14 protein-coding genes and 1 pseudogene are annotated in these 17,914 nt (G+C 54.1%); 11 read left to right on the top strand and 4 right to left on the bottom strand.

The features are described from left to right. Nucleotides 1-1,489 precede the first annotated feature (1,489 nt). The 7 genes from QCE79_RS36190 to QCE79_RS36165 all read left to right on the top strand — a co-directional run bounded on the left by QCE79_RS36190 (nt 1,490) and on the right by QCE79_RS36165 (nt 7,110). Nucleotides 1,490-1,666: a hypothetical protein gene (locus QCE79_RS36190; protein ID WP_309853155.1), complete on the top strand. Its 177-nt coding sequence runs from the start codon at nt 1,490-1,492 to the stop codon at nt 1,664-1,666. Between the two features lie 104 nt (nt 1,667-1,770). Next, a complete protein-coding gene (locus tag QCE79_RS36185) occupies nt 1,771-2,715 on the top strand; it encodes a hypothetical protein (RefSeq protein WP_309853153.1) in 945 nt (314 codons plus the stop codon). Between the two features lie 20 nt (nt 2,716-2,735). Next, on the top strand, nt 2,736-3,662 hold the full coding sequence (locus QCE79_RS39630; RefSeq protein WP_404989497.1) for a fatty acid desaturase: 927 nt from the start codon (nt 2,736-2,738) through the stop codon (nt 3,660-3,662). A gap of 87 nt (nt 3,663-3,749) precedes the next feature. Further along, the gene (locus tag QCE79_RS36180; RefSeq protein WP_309853151.1) at nt 3,750-4,532 is read left to right on the top strand and encodes a class II aldolase/adducin family protein; all 783 of its coding nucleotides are present in this window, start codon (nt 3,750-3,752) and stop codon (nt 4,530-4,532) included. Between the two features lie 2 nt (nt 4,533-4,534). Beyond that, the gene (locus tag QCE79_RS36175) at nt 4,535-5,230 is read left to right on the top strand and encodes a 2OG-Fe(II) oxygenase family protein (RefSeq protein WP_309853149.1); all 696 of its coding nucleotides are present in this window, start codon (nt 4,535-4,537) and stop codon (nt 5,228-5,230) included. Nucleotides 5,231-5,263: 33 nt separating this feature from the next. Beyond that, the gene (locus QCE79_RS36170) at nt 5,264-6,466 is read left to right on the top strand and encodes a hypothetical protein (protein WP_309853147.1); all 1,203 of its coding nucleotides are present in this window, start codon (nt 5,264-5,266) and stop codon (nt 6,464-6,466) included. A gap of 11 nt (nt 6,467-6,477) precedes the next feature. Next, complete coding sequence (locus QCE79_RS36165) at nt 6,478-7,110, top strand: ABC transporter ATP-binding protein (protein ID WP_309853145.1); 633 nt, start codon at nt 6,478-6,480, stop codon at nt 7,108-7,110. A gap of 2,350 nt (nt 7,111-9,460) precedes the next feature. On the opposite strand, the gene QCE79_RS36160 is transcribed toward QCE79_RS36165, so the two are convergent. The 3 genes and pseudogenes from QCE79_RS36160 to QCE79_RS36150 all read right to left on the bottom strand — a co-directional run. Beyond that, entirely contained in the window at nt 9,461-9,730 is a 270-nt protein-coding gene (locus QCE79_RS36160) for a DUF1488 family protein (RefSeq protein WP_309853143.1), read from the bottom strand. 17 nt (nt 9,731-9,747) lie between these two features. After that, nucleotides 9,748-9,858: a DUF6723 family protein gene (locus QCE79_RS36155; RefSeq protein ID WP_309853140.1), complete on the bottom strand. Its 111-nt coding sequence runs from the start codon at nt 9,856-9,858 to the stop codon at nt 9,748-9,750. A gap of 46 nt (nt 9,859-9,904) precedes the next feature. Further along, nucleotides 9,905-10,039, bottom strand: a pseudogene (locus tag QCE79_RS36150) (hypothetical protein); the annotation flags it as partial. 81 nt (nt 10,040-10,120) lie between these two features. On the opposite strand from QCE79_RS36150, the gene QCE79_RS36145 reads away from it, so the two are divergent. Further along, complete coding sequence (locus QCE79_RS36145) at nt 10,121-11,416, top strand: phosphatidylserine decarboxylase family protein (RefSeq protein ID WP_404989496.1); 1,296 nt, start codon at nt 10,121-10,123, stop codon at nt 11,414-11,416. Nucleotides 11,417-12,571: 1,155 nt separating this feature from the next. Continuing rightward, entirely contained in the window at nt 12,572-13,168 is a 597-nt protein-coding gene (locus tag QCE79_RS36140) for a response regulator (RefSeq protein ID WP_309853134.1), read from the top strand. Between the two features lie 58 nt (nt 13,169-13,226). On the opposite strand, the gene QCE79_RS36135 is transcribed toward QCE79_RS36140, so the two are convergent. Then, nucleotides 13,227-15,626 (bottom strand): ATP-binding protein, encoded by a 2,400-nt coding sequence (locus QCE79_RS36135; RefSeq protein WP_309853130.1) that lies wholly within the window; start codon nt 15,624-15,626, stop codon nt 13,227-13,229. 1,448 nt (nt 15,627-17,074) lie between these two features. Here QCE79_RS36135 and tnpA point away from each other — a divergent pair. Both tnpA and tnpB read left to right on the top strand, forming a co-directional pair. After that, a complete protein-coding gene (gene tnpA / locus QCE79_RS39625) occupies nt 17,075-17,548 on the top strand; it encodes an IS66 family insertion sequence element accessory protein TnpA (RefSeq protein ID WP_404989495.1) in 474 nt (157 codons plus the stop codon). Next, nucleotides 17,542-17,889: an IS66 family insertion sequence element accessory protein TnpB gene (tnpB, locus tag QCE79_RS36130; RefSeq protein ID WP_035570528.1), complete on the top strand. Its 348-nt coding sequence runs from the start codon at nt 17,542-17,544 to the stop codon at nt 17,887-17,889. The genes tnpA and tnpB overlap by 7 nt, the downstream gene beginning before the upstream one ends. Nucleotides 17,890-17,914: the final 25 nt, after the last annotated feature.

The following is a 17,914-nucleotide window of genomic DNA, read 5'->3' as shown; positions in this document are numbered from 1 at the left end:
GTATCAAGATGAAGCTAGGAGGCGTGAGCCCGGTCGCATACCGGTCTCTGCTCGCAACAGCATAGCTGTCACACCGTCCAACTTTCGGGGGTCACTTCATCGAAACAGTGGACATAGCCTGCACGCTCAGATCAAAGAGTTCCAGACGTCCATTTCTGCGCGCTTACGCGACGTCGAAGGTTGCGCTTGAGGAGTGGTATACGTCATACTATTGCTTCACTCCAATCTGAATTGCCGCATCTTACCTTTGTACGGCTGCTATTCAATCAAGAGAAGCCATTGAAGCCCATAAAAAATGTTGCGGCCATTGCCTGTCCCGCAATCATCAATTCTTTTGCGCGCGGTCAGACAAGCGCGCCAGACGCCCAGCGAGTAAACAGCAGGTGCGCTCTTCATCCTCGCGCAGAGGTCCTTGTAAAGAATGCTCTGCAGAAGTACCTTCGTCCTGTCCTGTCTACGACGCGAGTTTGCTTCTCGACTTTCCAAAAACGTCAAACGCTTGGAAGCGCTTGGCGTATCCACCGTCAGCGCCCGAAGGACTATATCTCGAAGGGCAAGTTAGCTAGGTCAAAAGTTTGATGGCAGGCTCGCCTGGCAATCACGGATAAACGAGGCATTATCGGCCCTGCTTGCTTATGTTCGGGTACCTCACGGCGAGGCCGAAAGCATGCTGGCCCATCTCGGCTGTTGCGGATTGAACGTCGATCGCTGCTACAGCTGATTCGACAAAGAAGCCGGAAGGCGTTAAGTAGCACAGAGCGAAGACGACTGAAAATGTTGCGGCTCGATAAAGCCGTCTCAAGCATGTAAATTGGGGCCCAGGCATGTACAGTTGTTGGCTAGCTTCGGGGCCGCTGCAGCGCGAATATAAGGCGTCAACGTGTAATTCAAGCTAGATGCTGGGTGCCATTGTCCGTCCGAGGTTTTATTTCCGTATCGATTGTGCTTACGTCGTTGCGATAACTGCCGCAAATGTAACGGAATCGTTCCTTGCATATCAGCAATCGCCTGAGTTCGCAAAGTATGACAATACTAAATCGATCGCTTTAAACGTCTGCGATATCAACTGAACAGCTGTAGATTGAATTGTGCGAGCAGATATACATTGACGCCAGCGCCATTCACTATGTGCGAAAGTGACTTAGGCAAAATCATATGTACGCCCAGATTATTTGCGGATATTCCGATTCAAACAATTGGCCAAAACTCTTTCGTCTCGCTGACGACTGGCATTCTAGGCACGGGTCACGAACTTGCGGTCTTCTCGAAGTTCAGTTTACCACTGGCGCGGGCGCCAGCGAAGCTTTTGAAATTCGCTTATTGTTTTCCGATCTTAACTCGTTGAGCGAGTTCACTAGTAGCTCGGTAGCGATGGAGTACTTAACCCAGTCAAAGGCGTTTGCGCTAGGAGACCTCTATTTTTCTGTCCATGAAGTTCGCATCTTGTAGCGAATGAGTGGTTTTTTGTTGCATTATCTGGAGGTTAGCAATGTTGAAAGTGCAATCGGAAGTCGGTCTGGTTTCAGACGACTGCACATCAGATGTCGACGAATTGAAATCTCATCATACCGAGCGCGAGCGCCGTGAGGCCTTGCTGGAGAAACTGAGAACCAAAGAAGGCAAACCGCTGCTCTCGTGCATCACTCCGGCATATGGCCCGGGCTAAGGTGAGGCCGTGAATTAGACCTAAGGGCCGTGGTCTAGGCCATGGCCCTTCTTAACCCACGCATTGGCCGCAGCTGCATTTTAAATTAATTCATGTTATAGAACGTGAACGCACATACTCCCGCCGCCGTGATTAGGATTTCTGCGACAGAACAAGCAGCATCAGATTTAAGTATGATGAAAAAATGGATACAAAGGGATTTTGGTGAATCAGAAAAATCAATAATTAACGTCTGCACGGGTTGTGCTGATGGAGTTCCTGCCTTCGTGCATCACGTTCGCATGTTGGCAGCATTCTTGCACCCGCATATCTCGCACAGCGAATTTGAGGAATTGGCTGCAACATATACGTATATGTCCGCCATGTACTACTCAATCGATGCTTCTTTTGACACCCAAAAAGCGCCCGCCTCCGATAGCCCCGGGTACGGTTCCGTTTCTGATATCGCACGATTGGCAGTCATGGCCACAATTCGATTACATCGCTTTGTCCGAAATTTTGACGAGACCGTATCGATACTCGTCGTAAATCAATTTACGGTTGCGCTTGCAGACGCCCAAAAAGCATTGAGCGAGGAAAATTGCTACCGTTCATCGAAAGATGTTGAATACTGTGAGAAGCGAGAGTTCTTCCATATGTGGGGAAGATCTAATGCATTCTTGTTTTTAGCGCAGGCGCTCGCTGCGAGCGCTCGGGGTGCGTTGGATGAGCACGTCGAAGCTACCATTAAAAGATTTCTTTTTCTTACCCAGTTCGCTGACGATATCGTGGACTGGCGCGACGACTTCGCCTCTGCAAATTGGACGCCCTTCTTGCGTAAATGTCGCTCGGCGATCACCGAGCCTCATTCGTTGGAACGGTTTGAAGAGGCTATTCTGCTCGGCGGCATGTATGAGCAAGGTCTTTCCGAAGTCATCTCAGGCCTAACGGACATCGCCACAAACTTGAAAGAAGCAAATCACCAGCTTTTCCGGTCTGCCATACAACGGCGGGTGAGCGTTGCAGCAGAGCATTTGGAAAGCCTCCTGCAGATCAAAGCCGAACACTGACTCAACTTGTGAGAGCATCAATGGCTTCGTCTATTCGAGTCGCGCTCAAGCCCCCAATCGGCTACTTCGCGATGTACTGTATCGCTTGCTGCGTCATCCCCGCGTCGATGTTTTTGCCAAGCTACTTTATCCCAATGACACTTATCGCAATGATATGTGTGCATCATGGTACCCATGAAGCAGTTCACGGGACACTCTATCCAGCTGAGGGACGGCATGTGACCGCGAACTTGTTGTTGGGGGCCATCGGGTTTGCGAATTTTGGTCACAACTTCATTTTTCTGCGTTGGTCACATATGGCGCACCATCGTTATGGACGGACTAAAAGAGACGGACTACTGGTACTCGATGGCGATTATTCGCGAAGTGGCACACGCGGCAGGCTATTTTATTACGCGTCGCTTCTGGGGCAAGCTTGCATAACGCATGAACTCGTGGGTTACCTTTACTTGTTTAACAGCCGGTTCCATCTACTTCCCCGAAGCTTCCCCAAAAGCTGCCACGACAACCCATCTTATTGGGCTATCCAGCTCAGCACCGCACTCTACACGCTGCTGCTATTCGTACTTGGTGGGTGGAAATTTCTCGTATGTAAGAGCCTCTTCACGTTATATTGGGGAGCATTTCAGAACACTGCTCACTACGGTTTGGAATACGGTAGTGCGAATGACAAATTCGCATCGCGGACATATCGAGTGGCCATGTGGTACGAGCGCCTGATTTTCCGCTCTGGAACGTATCACCTTGAGCATCACGTACTTCCCAACGTGCCTGGTCCATGCCTCGATCATCCTGACGTACAACAGCGAGTTACAGCTATCGTTGGCTTTAAACCAAAACCGGTGTGTGGCCTGCTGACCTACTGGGGCGACTGTATTCGACAATTCCGCGGCCCGAGATCAAAGGAAATGTCGCCAATGCAATGGCGATCCGACACCTCCCGCTGAACATCTTGGCACGAGCCCCGAGTCAGGTCCTATTACGGCCCGCGGAAAATTCTGAGAACTGTAATGCGTCATCGATGACGTCCAACCATGCAAATAACTGCTACAAACCTTATATCACTGAACGACTCTCGAGCTGAAACGCTCCAGGCAGTTGTGTGTGCGTTACAGATATTCAATGGTTTCGGTTTTTCATACGGCCTATCGGGCCACATAACCGCGCGCGATCCCGAGCATACCGATATTTTTTGGATGAACCCGCTAGAAATCCCGTTTGGCGATGTGCGTTTATCGGACCTCCGGCCCGTCTTGTTGTCCGGTGAGCCGCTGTGCGGTCGCGGAAGCGTGAACGACTCTGGTATAGAACTCCACGCGCACATTTATGAACGGCGGAGAGACGTGAACTCTATCGTCCATGTTCATTGTCCGTATGGAAAGGCCTTTTCAAGCCTCCGAAAGGAATTGGCTCCCGTCACCCAGGATGCGTGTGCTTTCTATGAAGATCATGTATTGCTAAATACGTTCGATGGAGTGGCTGCCGATTCGGGCTACGGACGGTTGGTCGCCGACACGCTGGGGCACCGAAAGGCCATAATCCTTGCGAACCATGGCTTTTTAACTGTTGGACCTACAGTAGAGGCAGCTTCTTGGTGGTACTTGGCGATGAGCGACGCCGCGCGCGTACAAATGCTTGCTGGAGACTTGGCCGTCCCATTGTCAAAGTATATTGCTCGTCGCACCGCGTTTCAAATTGGCGGACATAAGGCGGGCGCTTCAAATGCCCGGCCAATGTTTAACTCAATAAAGCAGCAACGCTCCGATCTCTTCGACGCCTTGCCTGATCTTCGTTCCAAAAAGATGGCGGCCGAATAGCGATGACATTCTTTTCAAGCTATCTAGACAATTCCGTGGTGTGTGTGGACAACGTTCTCGAACAGCCCGACTTTTCTCTACTAGTTAAGCAGTTGGAAGCCCCACAATCAATCTCTCCGTCGATCGAGCGAACCTATGGTATTTGGACAAAAAACACATATAACAATCCATCTCAATCTCGCGTCATTATCTGGGTTGGACCGCACAATAAACCGTCTTCCCCATTTTCGGGGATTGAGCTTTATCCAACTGACACAAGGATAGATCACGTAATCGATGCGGCCCGCGATATAGCGGTTCGTACCGGAATTGCTGGAACATTCAACAAAGACTGGATCGCCATTATGGCGAGTCGTTTCGACTACGGTGCAGCCGGAGGATTAATGTTTCATACGGACGAAGTGCACTATGCATGCGCATTTTCAATGTATTTTCATAGCGAGTGGAAGGCAGATTGGGGTGGGCATTTTCTATTTTCGCAACAAGATATCACTCGATTAGAACAAGGCGTATTTCTGACGCCCTTGCCAAACAGAATGGTCTTAGTTCGAGCTGGCGTGCCGCATAGCATCTCGGGGGTAAGCGCTCAAGCAAGTAGGCCAAGACAAGCCATAACAGGATTCTTCGTTCGCCCCGAACATGCGTTCAAACTTCTTGAAAAACATGGCGACCCAGCAAACTCGGCGGGACATCTATGACTAAGGTCTAACCCTAATTGATTACAAAAGATCATGCTTGGCATACGACTTCGTTATTATTTGCGAGAAACCAAGGGCTTGCTGAGCGGGCACTGGAAGATCGTGCTTCTCGTCGCGGCCGTTTGTTCGCCAGAGTTGATACCAACGGGCGAACAAAGAGAGTGGCTAGCTAAGCCAATATCTTTGCTCGCAGACGGATCAGGTTGTATCGAATCAAGAATGTATTGCCTGCTTGGGTTGGTTGTTGCCAGCCTAATCTGCACTGGCGCCCAGCGTGCCGCCATTTCGGGAGGAGAGTTCGCAAAGTACGCTCAGTCCTTGCCCGCGCCTCAACTTCGCGAACGCATTATAAATACACTTATTGTTGCAGTGAGTAGCACACCCCTGTTTCTTATATATCTCGCAGCAGTTTTCGTTGCGCCACGTCGAATCGGAGAATCGGCCTATCTTGGGAACGTTGCTGGTTGGGCGGGCACAATGCTTGCCGCACAAGTAGCTTTCATCGAAGAAAGCTGGCCAAGCTTACTCGGCGCGGCGTGTTCTGTCATATCTCTGTTAATCAGCGTAGAGTTTTTCGGCGAAATGAATTGGTGTTGGGTTATTTCGCTAATGCTTTGTGGTTTTTCTCTCTTTTTAGCACCTCGCCGATCATACCAGTCATGGGTATCCGCTTTACGGATGGGTAGCCAGTCACCTTCATTCAGCGCCAGGTCCAAGCAATTATCGCTGCGGACGTACACTACTCTGTCATTGGTGATTTTGTTCGCAAAAGACAAGACTGCGACCTTAGGGCGTCTTGTGGTAACTACTGTTCTCGTCACTTGCGCACTTGCTCTGATGTTCATATGGCAATTCGACGGAAAAACATATGGACTTCTTCTAGTCGCTTACGCCGCTGTGGCGCTGTTGATGGCAGGATGTTTTCGAGGGCTGTCCCGCGAGCACGAAAAGAGTAAGAGCTATATGGATTCGCTACCATTTTCGAGCCGTACTCAGGTAGTTGGCGATATCGTTGCGGTTTCGGTCGCCACAGTGCCCTTGTTAGCGGTTTCGCTACTAGTGGTGCTTCCCCATGTAGATTGGCGTCTTGAAGGCGCACGGGAACTTGGGGCCATGATCAGTATTCCTTTTTTACTAGCCGTGCTCCGCTACCCCCTCGTCCACTACGTACACCAACGTCAAGTGGTCGGCATACTGATTTCCGGTGCATGGATTGCTATCCAGTGCGCAATTTAGGAATATTACCAGTGATCACGTTATCTCATATCTTCAAGTCTTTTCGTGGAAAACAGGTATTGCGGGACATTTCTTTCGAATTCTCGGAAGGCCTGCATTGCGTGAAGGGCAAGAACGGTGTCGGAAAGTCGACTCTTATAAAGGTTATCGCTGGGGTCTGCGAGTCAGACTCAGGTGAAGTTTTGCTCCACGGCATCAATCTTCGAACGCGTGCGACCGTTGCAAAGCGGAAGTTGGCGTACATTCCCGACAGCTGTCCGGTATATGACTTCCTCTCCGGAAAGCAATTCTTAGATCTCGTTGCACAAATAAAGTGCTGCTCCGTGGGAGCGACATCTCTCCGATTGTTAGATCGTTTTTTGCTGTTGGAGCATTTGAATACAAAGATAAAAGATCTATCATTTGGCACAAAACGAAAGTTGATGATTGCTGCAGCTTCGATCGGTGACCCGAGCATTATCGTAGCCGACGAACCAAGTAACGGTTTAGACGAGCATTCGCTTTCCCTTGTAACAGAGTTCCTTCGAACTGTGGCGGAAAATGGTGTCGTCTTATTCACATCACATGACGAAAACTACATCGCGCAGTGTGATCCGTTAATTGTCGATTTGGTAGATGGTGCCCTGGTGCTCCGATCCGCTTAGTGCCAGGGCCAACTACTCGAAACGCAACACAACCGAGCGCGACACCTCTTCTTAGATATAAGGACACGTGAGTTCAAAAGCAACAGGGACCACGAGATGAAACGCAACGGCTCACGCAAAGACCAGCCACCAAACGGACGATGAAACGCAACACCCGAGAGGGTGCGCATAAGTACTTGACTTCAAAGATCCATCCCTCGCGGGAAAACGGACCGGGAGCTGGGGTGCCATGCATGAGATCAGCAGCTTCAAGCGACAATAGCATGCTCAGGTTCCACAAATGGCGCGCTGGCAGGAGCTAGCTTCGCCTCGCAAAAGCTTGGCGACTTACTTTGTGTTCATTGCTGTCAACGCGGGCGCAAAACTGTTCCTATTATTCAACCCTGTTTTCCACGTCGACTTGCGTCGGGCAGTTGCGGCGTCGCCAGCGATTTGAAGAGTCACGGTAGCGATGCACCCGCGCAACATCTGACATACCGCATTCCGAGTGCCCGGTGTTTCGAAGCTCTGCGAACCTGGCTTCCCGATTCAGTCTGCCCGAGACCGGCTCGATGGCTCAGGAATTAGATGGAACGGCCGACTTTGCCGGGAAAACTTCTGACGTCAGAAGCGGCTCACCAAAATTTTGCGTGGAGCATAGTGAGTCAAAATTCTTCCATATGGGTTCGCCAATATGTTTCGAGCAGGCGCTGACGCGCCGTCGCGCAGGTCGTGCAAATCACCTCGATCTACGTCAAGGCGGAGAAGCAGCGTATGCTCGAAGCGGCGGCACGTTGTTACGCGGACGACATTGAGTGAGTCGTGCAACCAGCGCGATGTATGTCGTCGCGTTCGTAGCAGCTGACACCGGGCACTCACGTATCGCCGAACCGTTCGCCAATAAGCGTATCGTAGTTGGCGGGGAAGGGCAGCAACGATTGCCTGCATTACAGCGTCTAGGCCCGTAAGACTGGAAATGCGTGCGCGAGGACGCGAGCTGTACGGAGAATGACATAACCTTCGCGGAAGCTATTAGCACCGTCGTCCGCATAGGACTTGAACCTGTGCAGGTTCGGTCTCCTGTGTGGGCCGCTTCATGGGCTGTGATGGTGACGTCCATGAGGTTCGCCTTTTTCGGTCTTTCAGCATTGACCGACCGGCGTACTCATTGCAGCGCTTAGGCAACTGCTCTCTGTATTAGATCGCCGTGCTTCTTAGCCGATTGATTTGTATGAGGCGCTCCGTCGCTCGAAGAACGAGTGCAATATTCTTTCCATATTGGAGAACCTAGTCTACATGCTTACACCTGAAGGCGCGGATGACACCGAGGTCATCGTTCGACCGGCCGCTGATGGACGCTGGCAGGTCGAGATTCCGACCGGTGACGGGGTCGCTGTCAATTTAGTCGACGACGAGCGCGCGGCAATCGCTTTCGCGCACGCCGTTCGTCCTGGCGCCGACATTCGAGTGCTGCCTGCAGCAGGGTGACTGCCGCACCGAGCGATGGTCTGATCGCGAAGGGAAGGGAGCGCCCAGCTTGGCCGGGTCGCTAGAGGGACGCATGCGGAAAGTGCTGGTACGCGCTTCGCGCATTGCGTCCTGTTCGCGTCGCTCGCCGGCGCACGGCATAACGCGGAACAAGCCAAGTCGGTCACAAGAGCTTTTTCGCTATTGACTAGCGTATGCTGACCTCATCCTCGGCCCTCAGGGAAAATCATGCGTCCGCTAACATATCTGAGGATCTACTGCACTTCTTGCGGTTTTTGGTCCGGCTGCATCTTTATCGATGATGTAGCGGTGAAAGGCATCTTTGGATGCCGGAGTCCATATGAGGTGCAGAGCTGGGCCGAGGACTCTGTCTATCGCCTTGATGTGATCAAGATTGAGTCCCATTGAATCGACCCGGCGACCCCACGGGGGCAAGTTGGCTTGGCCTGTCGCAAGCGTTGTCTGATGCCACTGAGGTGCACGACAGCATTTCCAGCAATCGATACAGATTGTATAAGCGCGTCCCAGGCGGCTACCGGGTCTTCGAGGTCGCCTTCAATAACGAAAAAGCGAGGTGGAGATGGGCTGCTCTGACAGGATGCGATAAGCGCGAGTATACACCGCCGCGCCCCAAACATTCGCATCGGAGCGTCTTGCCGGCATCAACGCAAAGCGGCAGTTGGACGGGGACTTTTGGGTGATGACCACTTGGCCCGATTCGATTCGGACCGCGTTTCATGATTGGGGAGGCATTCTCCGGATACGTAAAGTCTTGGTGATCCATTGGAACCGACGACCGCGCCGGAGGTAACAAGCTCGAGAACGCAAGAAGAGCGCAAACATCTTCGGCTGCGCCTAAGTGGTCGCCGCCCAGACGGTCATCTCATCTTCTGAGAAAGTCCGTCGGCGTCAGGCGAATCATGTCGGAGCTAGCAACCCGAGACTTTCGTTCCGCCACCGCGCGGACGCGAGCATATCCGTCTACAAAGCACTGCCGTATGCGTTCATCGTGAGCCGGGAGGTCGAGCCAAAAGCACTGTTGCAACGCTTCTAACAAGATCACGCACTCAACGCGCAGACCATCTTTGAGTATCGCGAACGCGACTCCATGTCGGGTCAGCTGAAAGTGAGATTCGCTCGGAGCCGCTTTCATAGGGACGTCGGAAACCGTTATAGCTCGGGGTTTGCAATATCGCCAGCGACGATCTTTTCACCGAGTTGCTGGGCAGCGGCGAGCGCCTCGTCCTGCCCCGTGTAAGGGCCCGATCGGCGAAGCGCCATCAAACGGATATAACAGCTTGGAAGCCGTCTTGCGCATCACCTTCAACGTGCCGTGAAAGCCGCTTTCGCGAGTGCCGCGGCAGGACGCGTAAACAGCGAAGTCGTTCTCGGTCAAGCCGGCCGCCGGTGCGACAGATTTGAACGGGAAGAGAACTAGCTTTGGGCGTTTTCCGTTGCGCATAGCACAGCTGAAATAGACGAACAGTTCGGTGGCAGCAAAAAATGTACCAAAAGAATTGGACAGACGCGAGATAATCGCCAAATGCGTGTGCTCGCGTGGACCGCGCTTAGACGAACGGAGCGTAATTTGAAGAATGCACAAAACACACAAGGTAATCAACGCCGACGGTTGGGTGATTGGCTACCGCGCGACGAGGACAGCGTTGTACGTTTCCGGCTGGAGTTCGCCGCGGCCGCACAAGCGCGCGAGAGCGTGGCTCCATTGAACGGATCTGTGGCCGACCTCGCGTCATTCATCCGTAATGATGCCGTCGTGCGAATGGATCTGACGCGTGCGATCGAGCAAGCCTTGGAGATCGGTTATCGACTTGGCTACTCATCGATCGAAGAATTGATCGTGCTACTTGATGCGATGCTGCACTACGCGCCGCCATTCAGTGAGTCGAGTTTGATCCATTGTCCCGTGAACGCCTTGTTCGACTGGCCAATGGTTATGCCCGCCGGCTATGCGCTCTTTCGAGATCCGGCATTCAACGCGCATCTGAAACGGGTGTTAAACGTGTGGGCCGGGTTTTTGTCTGGACCGTACTCTCGCACGCATCTTAACGATGAGCCGTCCACCGGGTGGTTCAGCCCTGCCGCTGACAGTAAGATTGGGCTGTCGCAGTTCATCTGCGACCCGAACAAGCCCTTCCGGGGCTTCGCGTCATGGAATCATTTCTTCACGCGCGAGTTCAAATCGGGTGTGCGCCCGGTTGCCCAGCCAAACGATGATCGCGTGATTGTAAGTGCTTGCGAGGCATCTCCTTACAACATTAAACATGACGTACAGCTTCGCGACTCGTTTTGGATCAAGTCACAGCCATACTCATTGGCCGAGATATTCAGTGCGAACGAGCTGGAGCTTGCGCGACGTTTTGAGGGCGGTTCAATTTACCAAGCGTTCTTGAGCGCGTTTTATTATCATCGCTGGCACGCGCCCGTTAGCGGGACAATCGTCAAAGCTTATCTGGTGGACGGGACCTACTATTCAGATGCCGAATCGGAAGGTGAAGAACCTAGCAGCCTTAATGATTCGCAAGGCTACATAACTGCAGTCGCGACGCGGGCGGTGATCGTCATTGAAGCAGATAGGCGCGAGGTCGGTCAGGTTGCGTGTGTGTTCGTTGGCATGGCCGAAGTGTCGTCTTGCAACATTGTGGCGCTTGAAGGGCAACGTGTGAAGAAGGGCGATGAGCTAGGCTACTTCCAATATGGCGGCTCAACCTTCTGCTTGATATTTCAGCCTGGCGTCGTCGACGAATTTGTGCCTCGTGGACCTTTCAAGGACGACGAGCCGCCAGTGAACGTAAATGCACACCTGTGCACCGCCCGCTAACAACGTCAGCGTTCTAACCTCGCTTGCGTTCTTGCGCGGGGTGCCAGCCCAATACTGTTTCGAAGTGCGCCCGAAAGGGCGTGCGATGCTCGCCGGTGTCTGGCGAATATAAGCTTCGGCGCGCGTCCGTTCGTCGCCATGCAGTGACCGCAGGTAGGCAGTTGCTTCATCCACACTCGGTACTCGACCGTTGTGACCGCGCGACTTTGCTGGCAACGCCGTCCAGATGACGGCGTCTGCCCCGGTGCGGTCCATCCATTCGGTCAGCGTCCGAGATTGCTCGTATTCGATACCCTCAGGCCCCGGAATACTGCCAATCATTCGTCAAAATTCGCGCGGATGTCTTCTCGGATCCGCAACGCTTCTCGTGCGGAACTAAGCGAATCAACCAGAACCGGTGCCCAAAAAGTTGGTTGTACGGGTGCGCCCTCAAGCACGACGAGACTGATAATCTCCCCGTCCGAATGTCGGGCGTACTCCAAGAGGAGAAGCGGGCCGCCGTCGCGCCATTCGCCGACGATTGGGAAGCCCTTTAGATTCCACAAAAGCGAACCCCAAGCGACGCAGACAATATTCATTCGGATTCATCTGTCAAGGAGTTACCGATTGGAATTTCACTCATCTGGCTGTACTCCGACTGACATCGCCGCATGCGAGGCGCACGGAACAACACTCGAGCATCAAGGGCGAGCGCACGCTTGCGAGCTAGAGCAGCAGTTTGATGTGCATTCGAACAGATCACGGAATGGAAACGGCAGTTGCAGGAGCGTGCGGCCGACGTGTTTGGAACGGCGGACGTGACATCGAATGAGCCTCCGGTAGAGGTGAAGACCCTACACGCCAAGATCGGCAGGCTTTCTCGGGAAAATGATTTTCTAAGCGGCGCGCTTAACAAGGCGGGATTGCTGAGCGCAAAGCGATGATTGACCGTGGCCATCAGTTACCGGCGTCGCAGCAAACAAAGCTTGTCGGCATTGCCAGATGGAGTGCGTACTATCGGCCGCGGCAGGTCAGCGAGGCTGAACAGAACTTGATGCACTGGATCGACCAGTGCGCCTGGAGCCTCCGTTCGTCGGAGCGCGGATGCTGGTCCGTCTGTTGCGCCGGGAAGGCCATGGGGCCGGTCGTTTTCACGTGTACTGATGAGTTGTGGGAATGGAAAGCTTTGCTGGAAGCCCATTAGCGTTCAGGATGCCGTCAAAATCAAACGTATGCGCTTTGATCTTTGCGATTTTGCGGGAAGCCTTAAGCAGCAAATACGCCGCTCGTTCCGGACCTCGTTGTGCTACCTTTTGTATGTTCATAAGCAATCCATACACCGATGCCGTCCTCAGCACTTATGCGCGCCGTTGGACAAGTCGTCTCGTGGTGCGCCGCGACAACCGCCTGCGAGTGCTGGTGGTGGACGATAATGTGAATGCCGCAGACGGTTTTACCGCGTATTTCGGACTGTTTGGCACAACTTCGAAGGCTGCCTATGGGGGTACAAGTGCTATTTGCACCGCGTTGGAGTGGGTGCCGAACGTGGTTTTCCTCGACATATCTATGCCCGAATTAGACGGGTTTGCGGTGGCGCGACGATTCAGATCTGAGCCTCTTCTCAAAGACGTCGTAATAGTCGCCCTAACTGCGCACGACGAGGCCTTTGTTCGGCAGCGGGCCCCGGCAGGCGACTTCGACGGCTATTGTCAGAAAGGCAACCCCGCGACTGCGTTAGTCGAATTGCTTGAACAGCTCACCGGTGAAGTTTGAAAGCGTACCCCTAAGTGCGGCGGGCTGTCGCGCGGCGTTGCCGTCCTGGGCTACCGGATCAATCCTGTCGCCGGTGTGAGGCAAGGTCACCAAGCAACGAAAACAGCCTGCCAACGTCTAGCGGTTTGACAAAGTGGTAGTCGAAGCCTGCTGCCAGCGCGTTTTCTTTATCTTGCTGCAGGCCGTAACCAGTCACCGCGACGAGGACTGCGCCGGATGTTGATTGCCGCTTTTTCAATAGCGACGCCAGCTGATACCCGTCCATATCTGGCAAGCCAATGTCTAGAAGACAAATGTCCGGGCTCCATTGTTCCGTTTCCGCTAGAGCCGCATTACCGTTCGACGCCACCCGCACCTCATTGCCGAGCGAATCCATCAGCATCGCGAGCGTCTCCGAGGCATCCAAATTGTCGTCGACGACCAGCACGCGTAGTTGGGTAAGTGACGGTGTGGTTGAGGGCTCTTGCATTTGCTGGTCTCGTAACGCGCCGGACGTCTCCACGTGCTCAAGGCACATGACGAATCGGCTGCCTCGTCCAGGCCCAGAGCTAAAGGCTCGGACGCTTCCTCCGTGAAGTTGCATCAAGCTTCTAACCAGCGCGAGACCGATTCCAAGCCCGCCTTGCGAGCGATCGGAAGTGCGTTCGCCTTGAGAGAATAGGTCGAATGCGCGTGCCGCCACCTCGGGCGTCATTCCGATCCCGTTGTCAGCGACAGTGACCTTAACGAACTTGCGTTCGGCGGCGACTGTAAAGTCGATAGTGCCGTTGTCCGGCGTGTACTTAGCAGCATTGTTGAGCAGGTTGACAAATACCTGAGTCAGCCGCTTTTCATCGGCCCGCACTAATACCGCCGTCGAGGAAGTGTGCAGCGACAGACGATGCTTCTTCCGCTCGACGAGCGGCCTGACTTGCTCAATCGCATCGGCGGCTACCCGATTGACGTCGAGCACTTCCATGTTGAGTTTGATCAGCCCTTGCGTCACCCGCGAAACGTCAAGAAGGTCATCGATGAGCCCGGTCATGTGTTTCACCTGCCGAGAGATGATTTCACATGACTTGCTGACCCGTTGTGCATCGTTGGGTGCCACTCGCATTAGCTCTGCTGCGCTCGCTATTGGCGAGAGAGGGTTGCGCAGCTCGTGAGACAACATCGCCAGGAACTCGTCCTTGCGCTTGTCTGCCAACCGCAGTTCCTCTTCAGCGTTAATCCGATCGGTGATGTCTAACTGGGCGACAACTGCACCAACGATTTCACCGTGATCGTCTATGATCGGCGCGCCCGTGCTTAGAAGCGTATGCCGATCGGGTGGCTCATCGAAGCTTTCAATAGAGACAATGTCCCGTGAAGCGTCCTCACCGCGCAGAATGCGTGCCGTCGTCCACTCGTCAGCGGCAAGCGGTTGGCCGTGCCGGTCGGAATGATCGGCCCAAGACCCGTTCCACTGTTTAAAATCACCGATTTGCACCGGGCGGGGATGGTTTTCTCCCCACAAGCGAACAAAGGAACGGTTGACTCGCTCAATAGCGCCGACTTTGTCGCTAACGACGATGCCGACTGGAACGGCCTCTAATACTGCATCGAGGCGACGCGTAGCGTCGAGGGCCTTACGCGCGGCAGCGTGCGCGTCTCGCTCGCTCGCGAGCAGCCGCTTCTCGCTCGTACGTTGCTCTGTAATGTCGGAAAAAAGTACACCAACTTGGCGCGGTGTTGCGACGTCGGGACGGAAGGCGTAAATATCGAACCAACGTCCGAGCTTTGTTGCCTCTCTGCGTGCATGCACGGGCTGGCCATTGGTTGCCACCGCACCATAGATGTCGAAGAAATGGCGATCGTGGCCAGGAATGAGCTGCGAGACACGCCTTCCAACGACGTCTCCAAGCCCGGTGTGCGCCTCGAATGCGGCGTTTGCCATCACAAAACTGTAGTCGGACGCCTCTCCATTCTCATCGAACGACAGCTCGATGACGCAGAACGCTTGGTTGATCGCGTCAAACAAGCTGCGAAATCGCTGTTCGCTTGCAGCGAGGGCCTGCCGGGTCAGGTGCGCCGTTGTAACATCGGTTGTGGTGTGAGAAACACACAACAAGCGCCCGGCAGCATCGAAGATCGGTGTGTTGACCGCACTCCAAAACCGTTCTTCGTAACGGGTGCTTCCGTCATCAGCGGCTATCCAAAGTGGGAAGCGCTGCAGCGGCATCGCCTGTGTTTCGCCGGTCTCGATCGCTCGCGCGATCGACGCTCGCAGCGCTTCGACGCCAGTGTCGTCCGGATCCGAGGCATTGTCTGCGAAGACGTCGAAAAGGCTTTTCCCGACCATGTCTTCGCGACGAAGCGTCGAGACCTTCAGGAAGGCGTCATTGACCGCGAGAATGATTGCGTCCGTTGAAGGAGAAAGGAGGTAACTGCCCGTCGGAGCGGTGTTGAAGATTTCTTCGAAGATAAGTGCGGAAGCCATGTGCACGATTGCGCTTGGACGCGGCGCTTCATTAGTCTGATTGTAAGAAAGGTATCACGCGCAACGTCCGTGCCGGCGGAGGCGCTTCGTTCAAACTGCTTCGTTCAAACTGAAAAGTTGGCAATAGGTCACCGTGCCCGCTTCGAGACGTGCGGGGATGTGAAACCTGGTGTAGAGGTCCGTTAATTGATATGACTTCCCATGTCAATTTGAGATCGGTTTTCAGATTCCCTTAGCCATCCGAATTCCCTGAGGGCGGCGTAGCAGTAAGTCTCGACGGTGGATCACGCTGATATTCGCGGGTTGGTACCGCATTACAGAGGTCTACATGTGTTGAGGTGCTTCAATCCGGCCGAAGCTCCAAATCGCCTCAACCATTTGCTCACCTCGATAAGCAACCAATCCATGTTTCGTGCTCGCCGCGCGATTGCTGCTGGAAATTAGTGCGGCGCTTTCATACAGTCAAGCATCCGTATCAATGCACCTGAGCAATTATTCAGTCAATTTGGCGTTCACACGTCGTTGCAAACCACTCCACCTATGTGCAGGCCGAGAAGAGGCGCGTGCGCGGCGGATAGGTGTTGCGCAGATGACGATGTTCGTTAGGCCCGGAAAGGTGGGCAAGAGTGGTCTCCGCGGCACGTGGCGCGCTTCCACGCCGCGCGCGGGCTGGCCCAGAGCCAATGTCGACGCATCATATTGGTCATAGGCTGCTGTTTCTGACGTTGGAAATCACCACGGTACGGCGGCGTATTGCGGACGGTTACACACTAGTTGTTTGGGTTGCGAAGGCTGCGATGACCACCGGCCAGGACGTCGATAGCCGCGATCGCCGGGCTGGCCGAATGCGCTGGCTGTAGAGGTGCGTTAATTCTGCTACTGGGTGCACTAATTCCGCTAATGCAGCATAGTTCGGGCAATCTTTCTGCGGGGCATTTGCTTCCGGCGTTAGCAGTCGTTCCGCATGACATGCCTGCAGCAACTTGCTGTCTCAGTCAGGCCCGTGTTCTCCTGTGTTCCTCCAATCCGCAAGATCGGAGTTCCGCCCAATTCGTTTCCAGCGAAGTGGGGGCAATGCCAACGGTCTTCGAGACAGACATCGAAAGTAGTGTCGAGCGCAAACAGTCGAGCACCGATTTGGACATCGTCCGCCTGCGCGCGCGCTACAACGTCTAGTCTGCAGTAGCAGACTAAGCGCACCGGACCGGTGTAGTAGCAGAATTAGCGCCCACGGCACAGGGAAACGTTGCGCCTCGACAACACCATCGAGGGAATCGAAAAGTCACATTCATGCTCGTAAAATCAACGAGCTGTTGGCTCTTTTCCATTAAAAGGCTGGTTCTTCCTGTTCCGTTTGTACGGCCCCGAGGAAGCTTATTTCAATGGGAAGTGGAAACCGGCTGACCTAATGTATCTGTCAGCGCATCCCGTCTTGAGTGTCAGGGTGCATGATGCGAAAGTTTCGCCATCGTAGTGATGGGAGTGATGCGATGGACGACGACGTGATGGGGCGAGCTGTCGTGCGAACGGGGGCTCGGCGCCCTCGCCAAGGCGAGGCATTCTGGCGAGAGATGGTCGCCGCATGGAAAATGAGCGGCGTTGGCACTCGGCGTTTCTGTCGCGAACAAGGTCTTGCCGTCAGCACTTTTGGATTGTGGCGCAAGAAGTTTGCGGGCGAGACGTCTGCAACGAGTCCGCTGGCCGTGACGGCCGACGCCGCGTTCGTCATTGCTCGCCTCGAAGGTGAGCCTGCGGCGACACCATCATCTGCTTCCGCCGATACGCCGTCGTCATCGTCATCGTCATCGACGCGTGATCGCGTGGCGTTATCGATTGCCGGCGTTCGCATCGAAATGAGTGGCGTGCATGCAGAGCGCATTGTGCGCTTTGTGCTCGGACAGCTTGGCGGTGCACGGTGCTGATCGCCGCTGACGTCCGAGCCTACATCTGCCGCGAGCCGGTCGACATGCGCAAGTCGATCGACACGCTGTCTTATCTGGTCGAACCGCTTCTTGCGCAGAAGCCGGCTTCGGGCAACCTGTTCGTGTTCGTCGGGCGTGACCGCACGAAGGTGAAGTGCCTCTATTGGGACCGTACCGGATTCGCGCTTTGGTACAAACGGCTTGAACATGGGCATTTCCCATCACCGGCAGCGCTCGCACAACGCGGCTTCACGCTTGCGGAACTCAATGCGTGGCTCGAAGGTATTGAGATTCCGGCGCGCGAGCCTCATCGCGCCGTCGCGGTGACGCGCGTGGCTTAAACGCTGCCCTGAATCTCGCACAGCG

This window comes from Caballeronia sp. LZ003 (assembly GCF_031451465.1).
In the GTDB taxonomy this organism is placed as follows: domain Bacteria; phylum Pseudomonadota; class Gammaproteobacteria; order Burkholderiales; family Burkholderiaceae; genus Caballeronia.
This window is presented reverse-complemented; position numbering and strand designations above follow the sequence as displayed.

Excerpts from the sequence above, each read along its gene's own strand:
- QCE79_RS36190 (WP_309853155.1), top strand. The coding sequence starts at position 1,490 with ATGTTGAAAGTGCAATCGGAAGTCGGTCTGGTTTCAGACGACTGCACA.
- QCE79_RS39630 (WP_404989497.1), top strand. The coding sequence starts at position 2,736 with ATGGCTTCGTCTATTCGAGTCGCGCTCAAGCCCCCAATCGGCTACTTC.
- QCE79_RS36180 (WP_309853151.1), top strand. The coding sequence starts at position 3,750 with ATGCAAATAACTGCTACAAACCTTATATCACTGAACGACTCTCGAGCT.
- QCE79_RS36175 (WP_309853149.1), top strand. The coding sequence starts at position 4,535 with ATGACATTCTTTTCAAGCTATCTAGACAATTCCGTGGTGTGTGTGGAC.
- QCE79_RS36170 (WP_309853147.1), top strand. The coding sequence starts at position 5,264 with ATGCTTGGCATACGACTTCGTTATTATTTGCGAGAAACCAAGGGCTTG.
- QCE79_RS36160 (WP_309853143.1), bottom strand. The coding sequence starts at position 9,730 with ATGAAAGCGGCTCCGAGCGAATCTCACTTTCAGCTGACCCGACATGGA.
- QCE79_RS36155 (WP_309853140.1), bottom strand. The coding sequence starts at position 9,858 with ATGGCGCTTCGCCGATCGGGCCCTTACACGGGGCAGGACGAGGCGCTC.
- QCE79_RS36145 (WP_404989496.1), top strand. The coding sequence starts at position 10,121 with ATGCGTGTGCTCGCGTGGACCGCGCTTAGACGAACGGAGCGTAATTTG.
- QCE79_RS36140 (WP_309853134.1), top strand. The coding sequence starts at position 12,572 with ATGGAAAGCTTTGCTGGAAGCCCATTAGCGTTCAGGATGCCGTCAAAA.
- QCE79_RS36135 (WP_309853130.1), bottom strand. The coding sequence starts at position 15,626 with ATGGCTTCCGCACTTATCTTCGAAGAAATCTTCAACACCGCTCCGACG.
- tnpA (WP_404989495.1), top strand. The coding sequence starts at position 17,075 with ATGATGCGAAAGTTTCGCCATCGTAGTGATGGGAGTGATGCGATGGAC.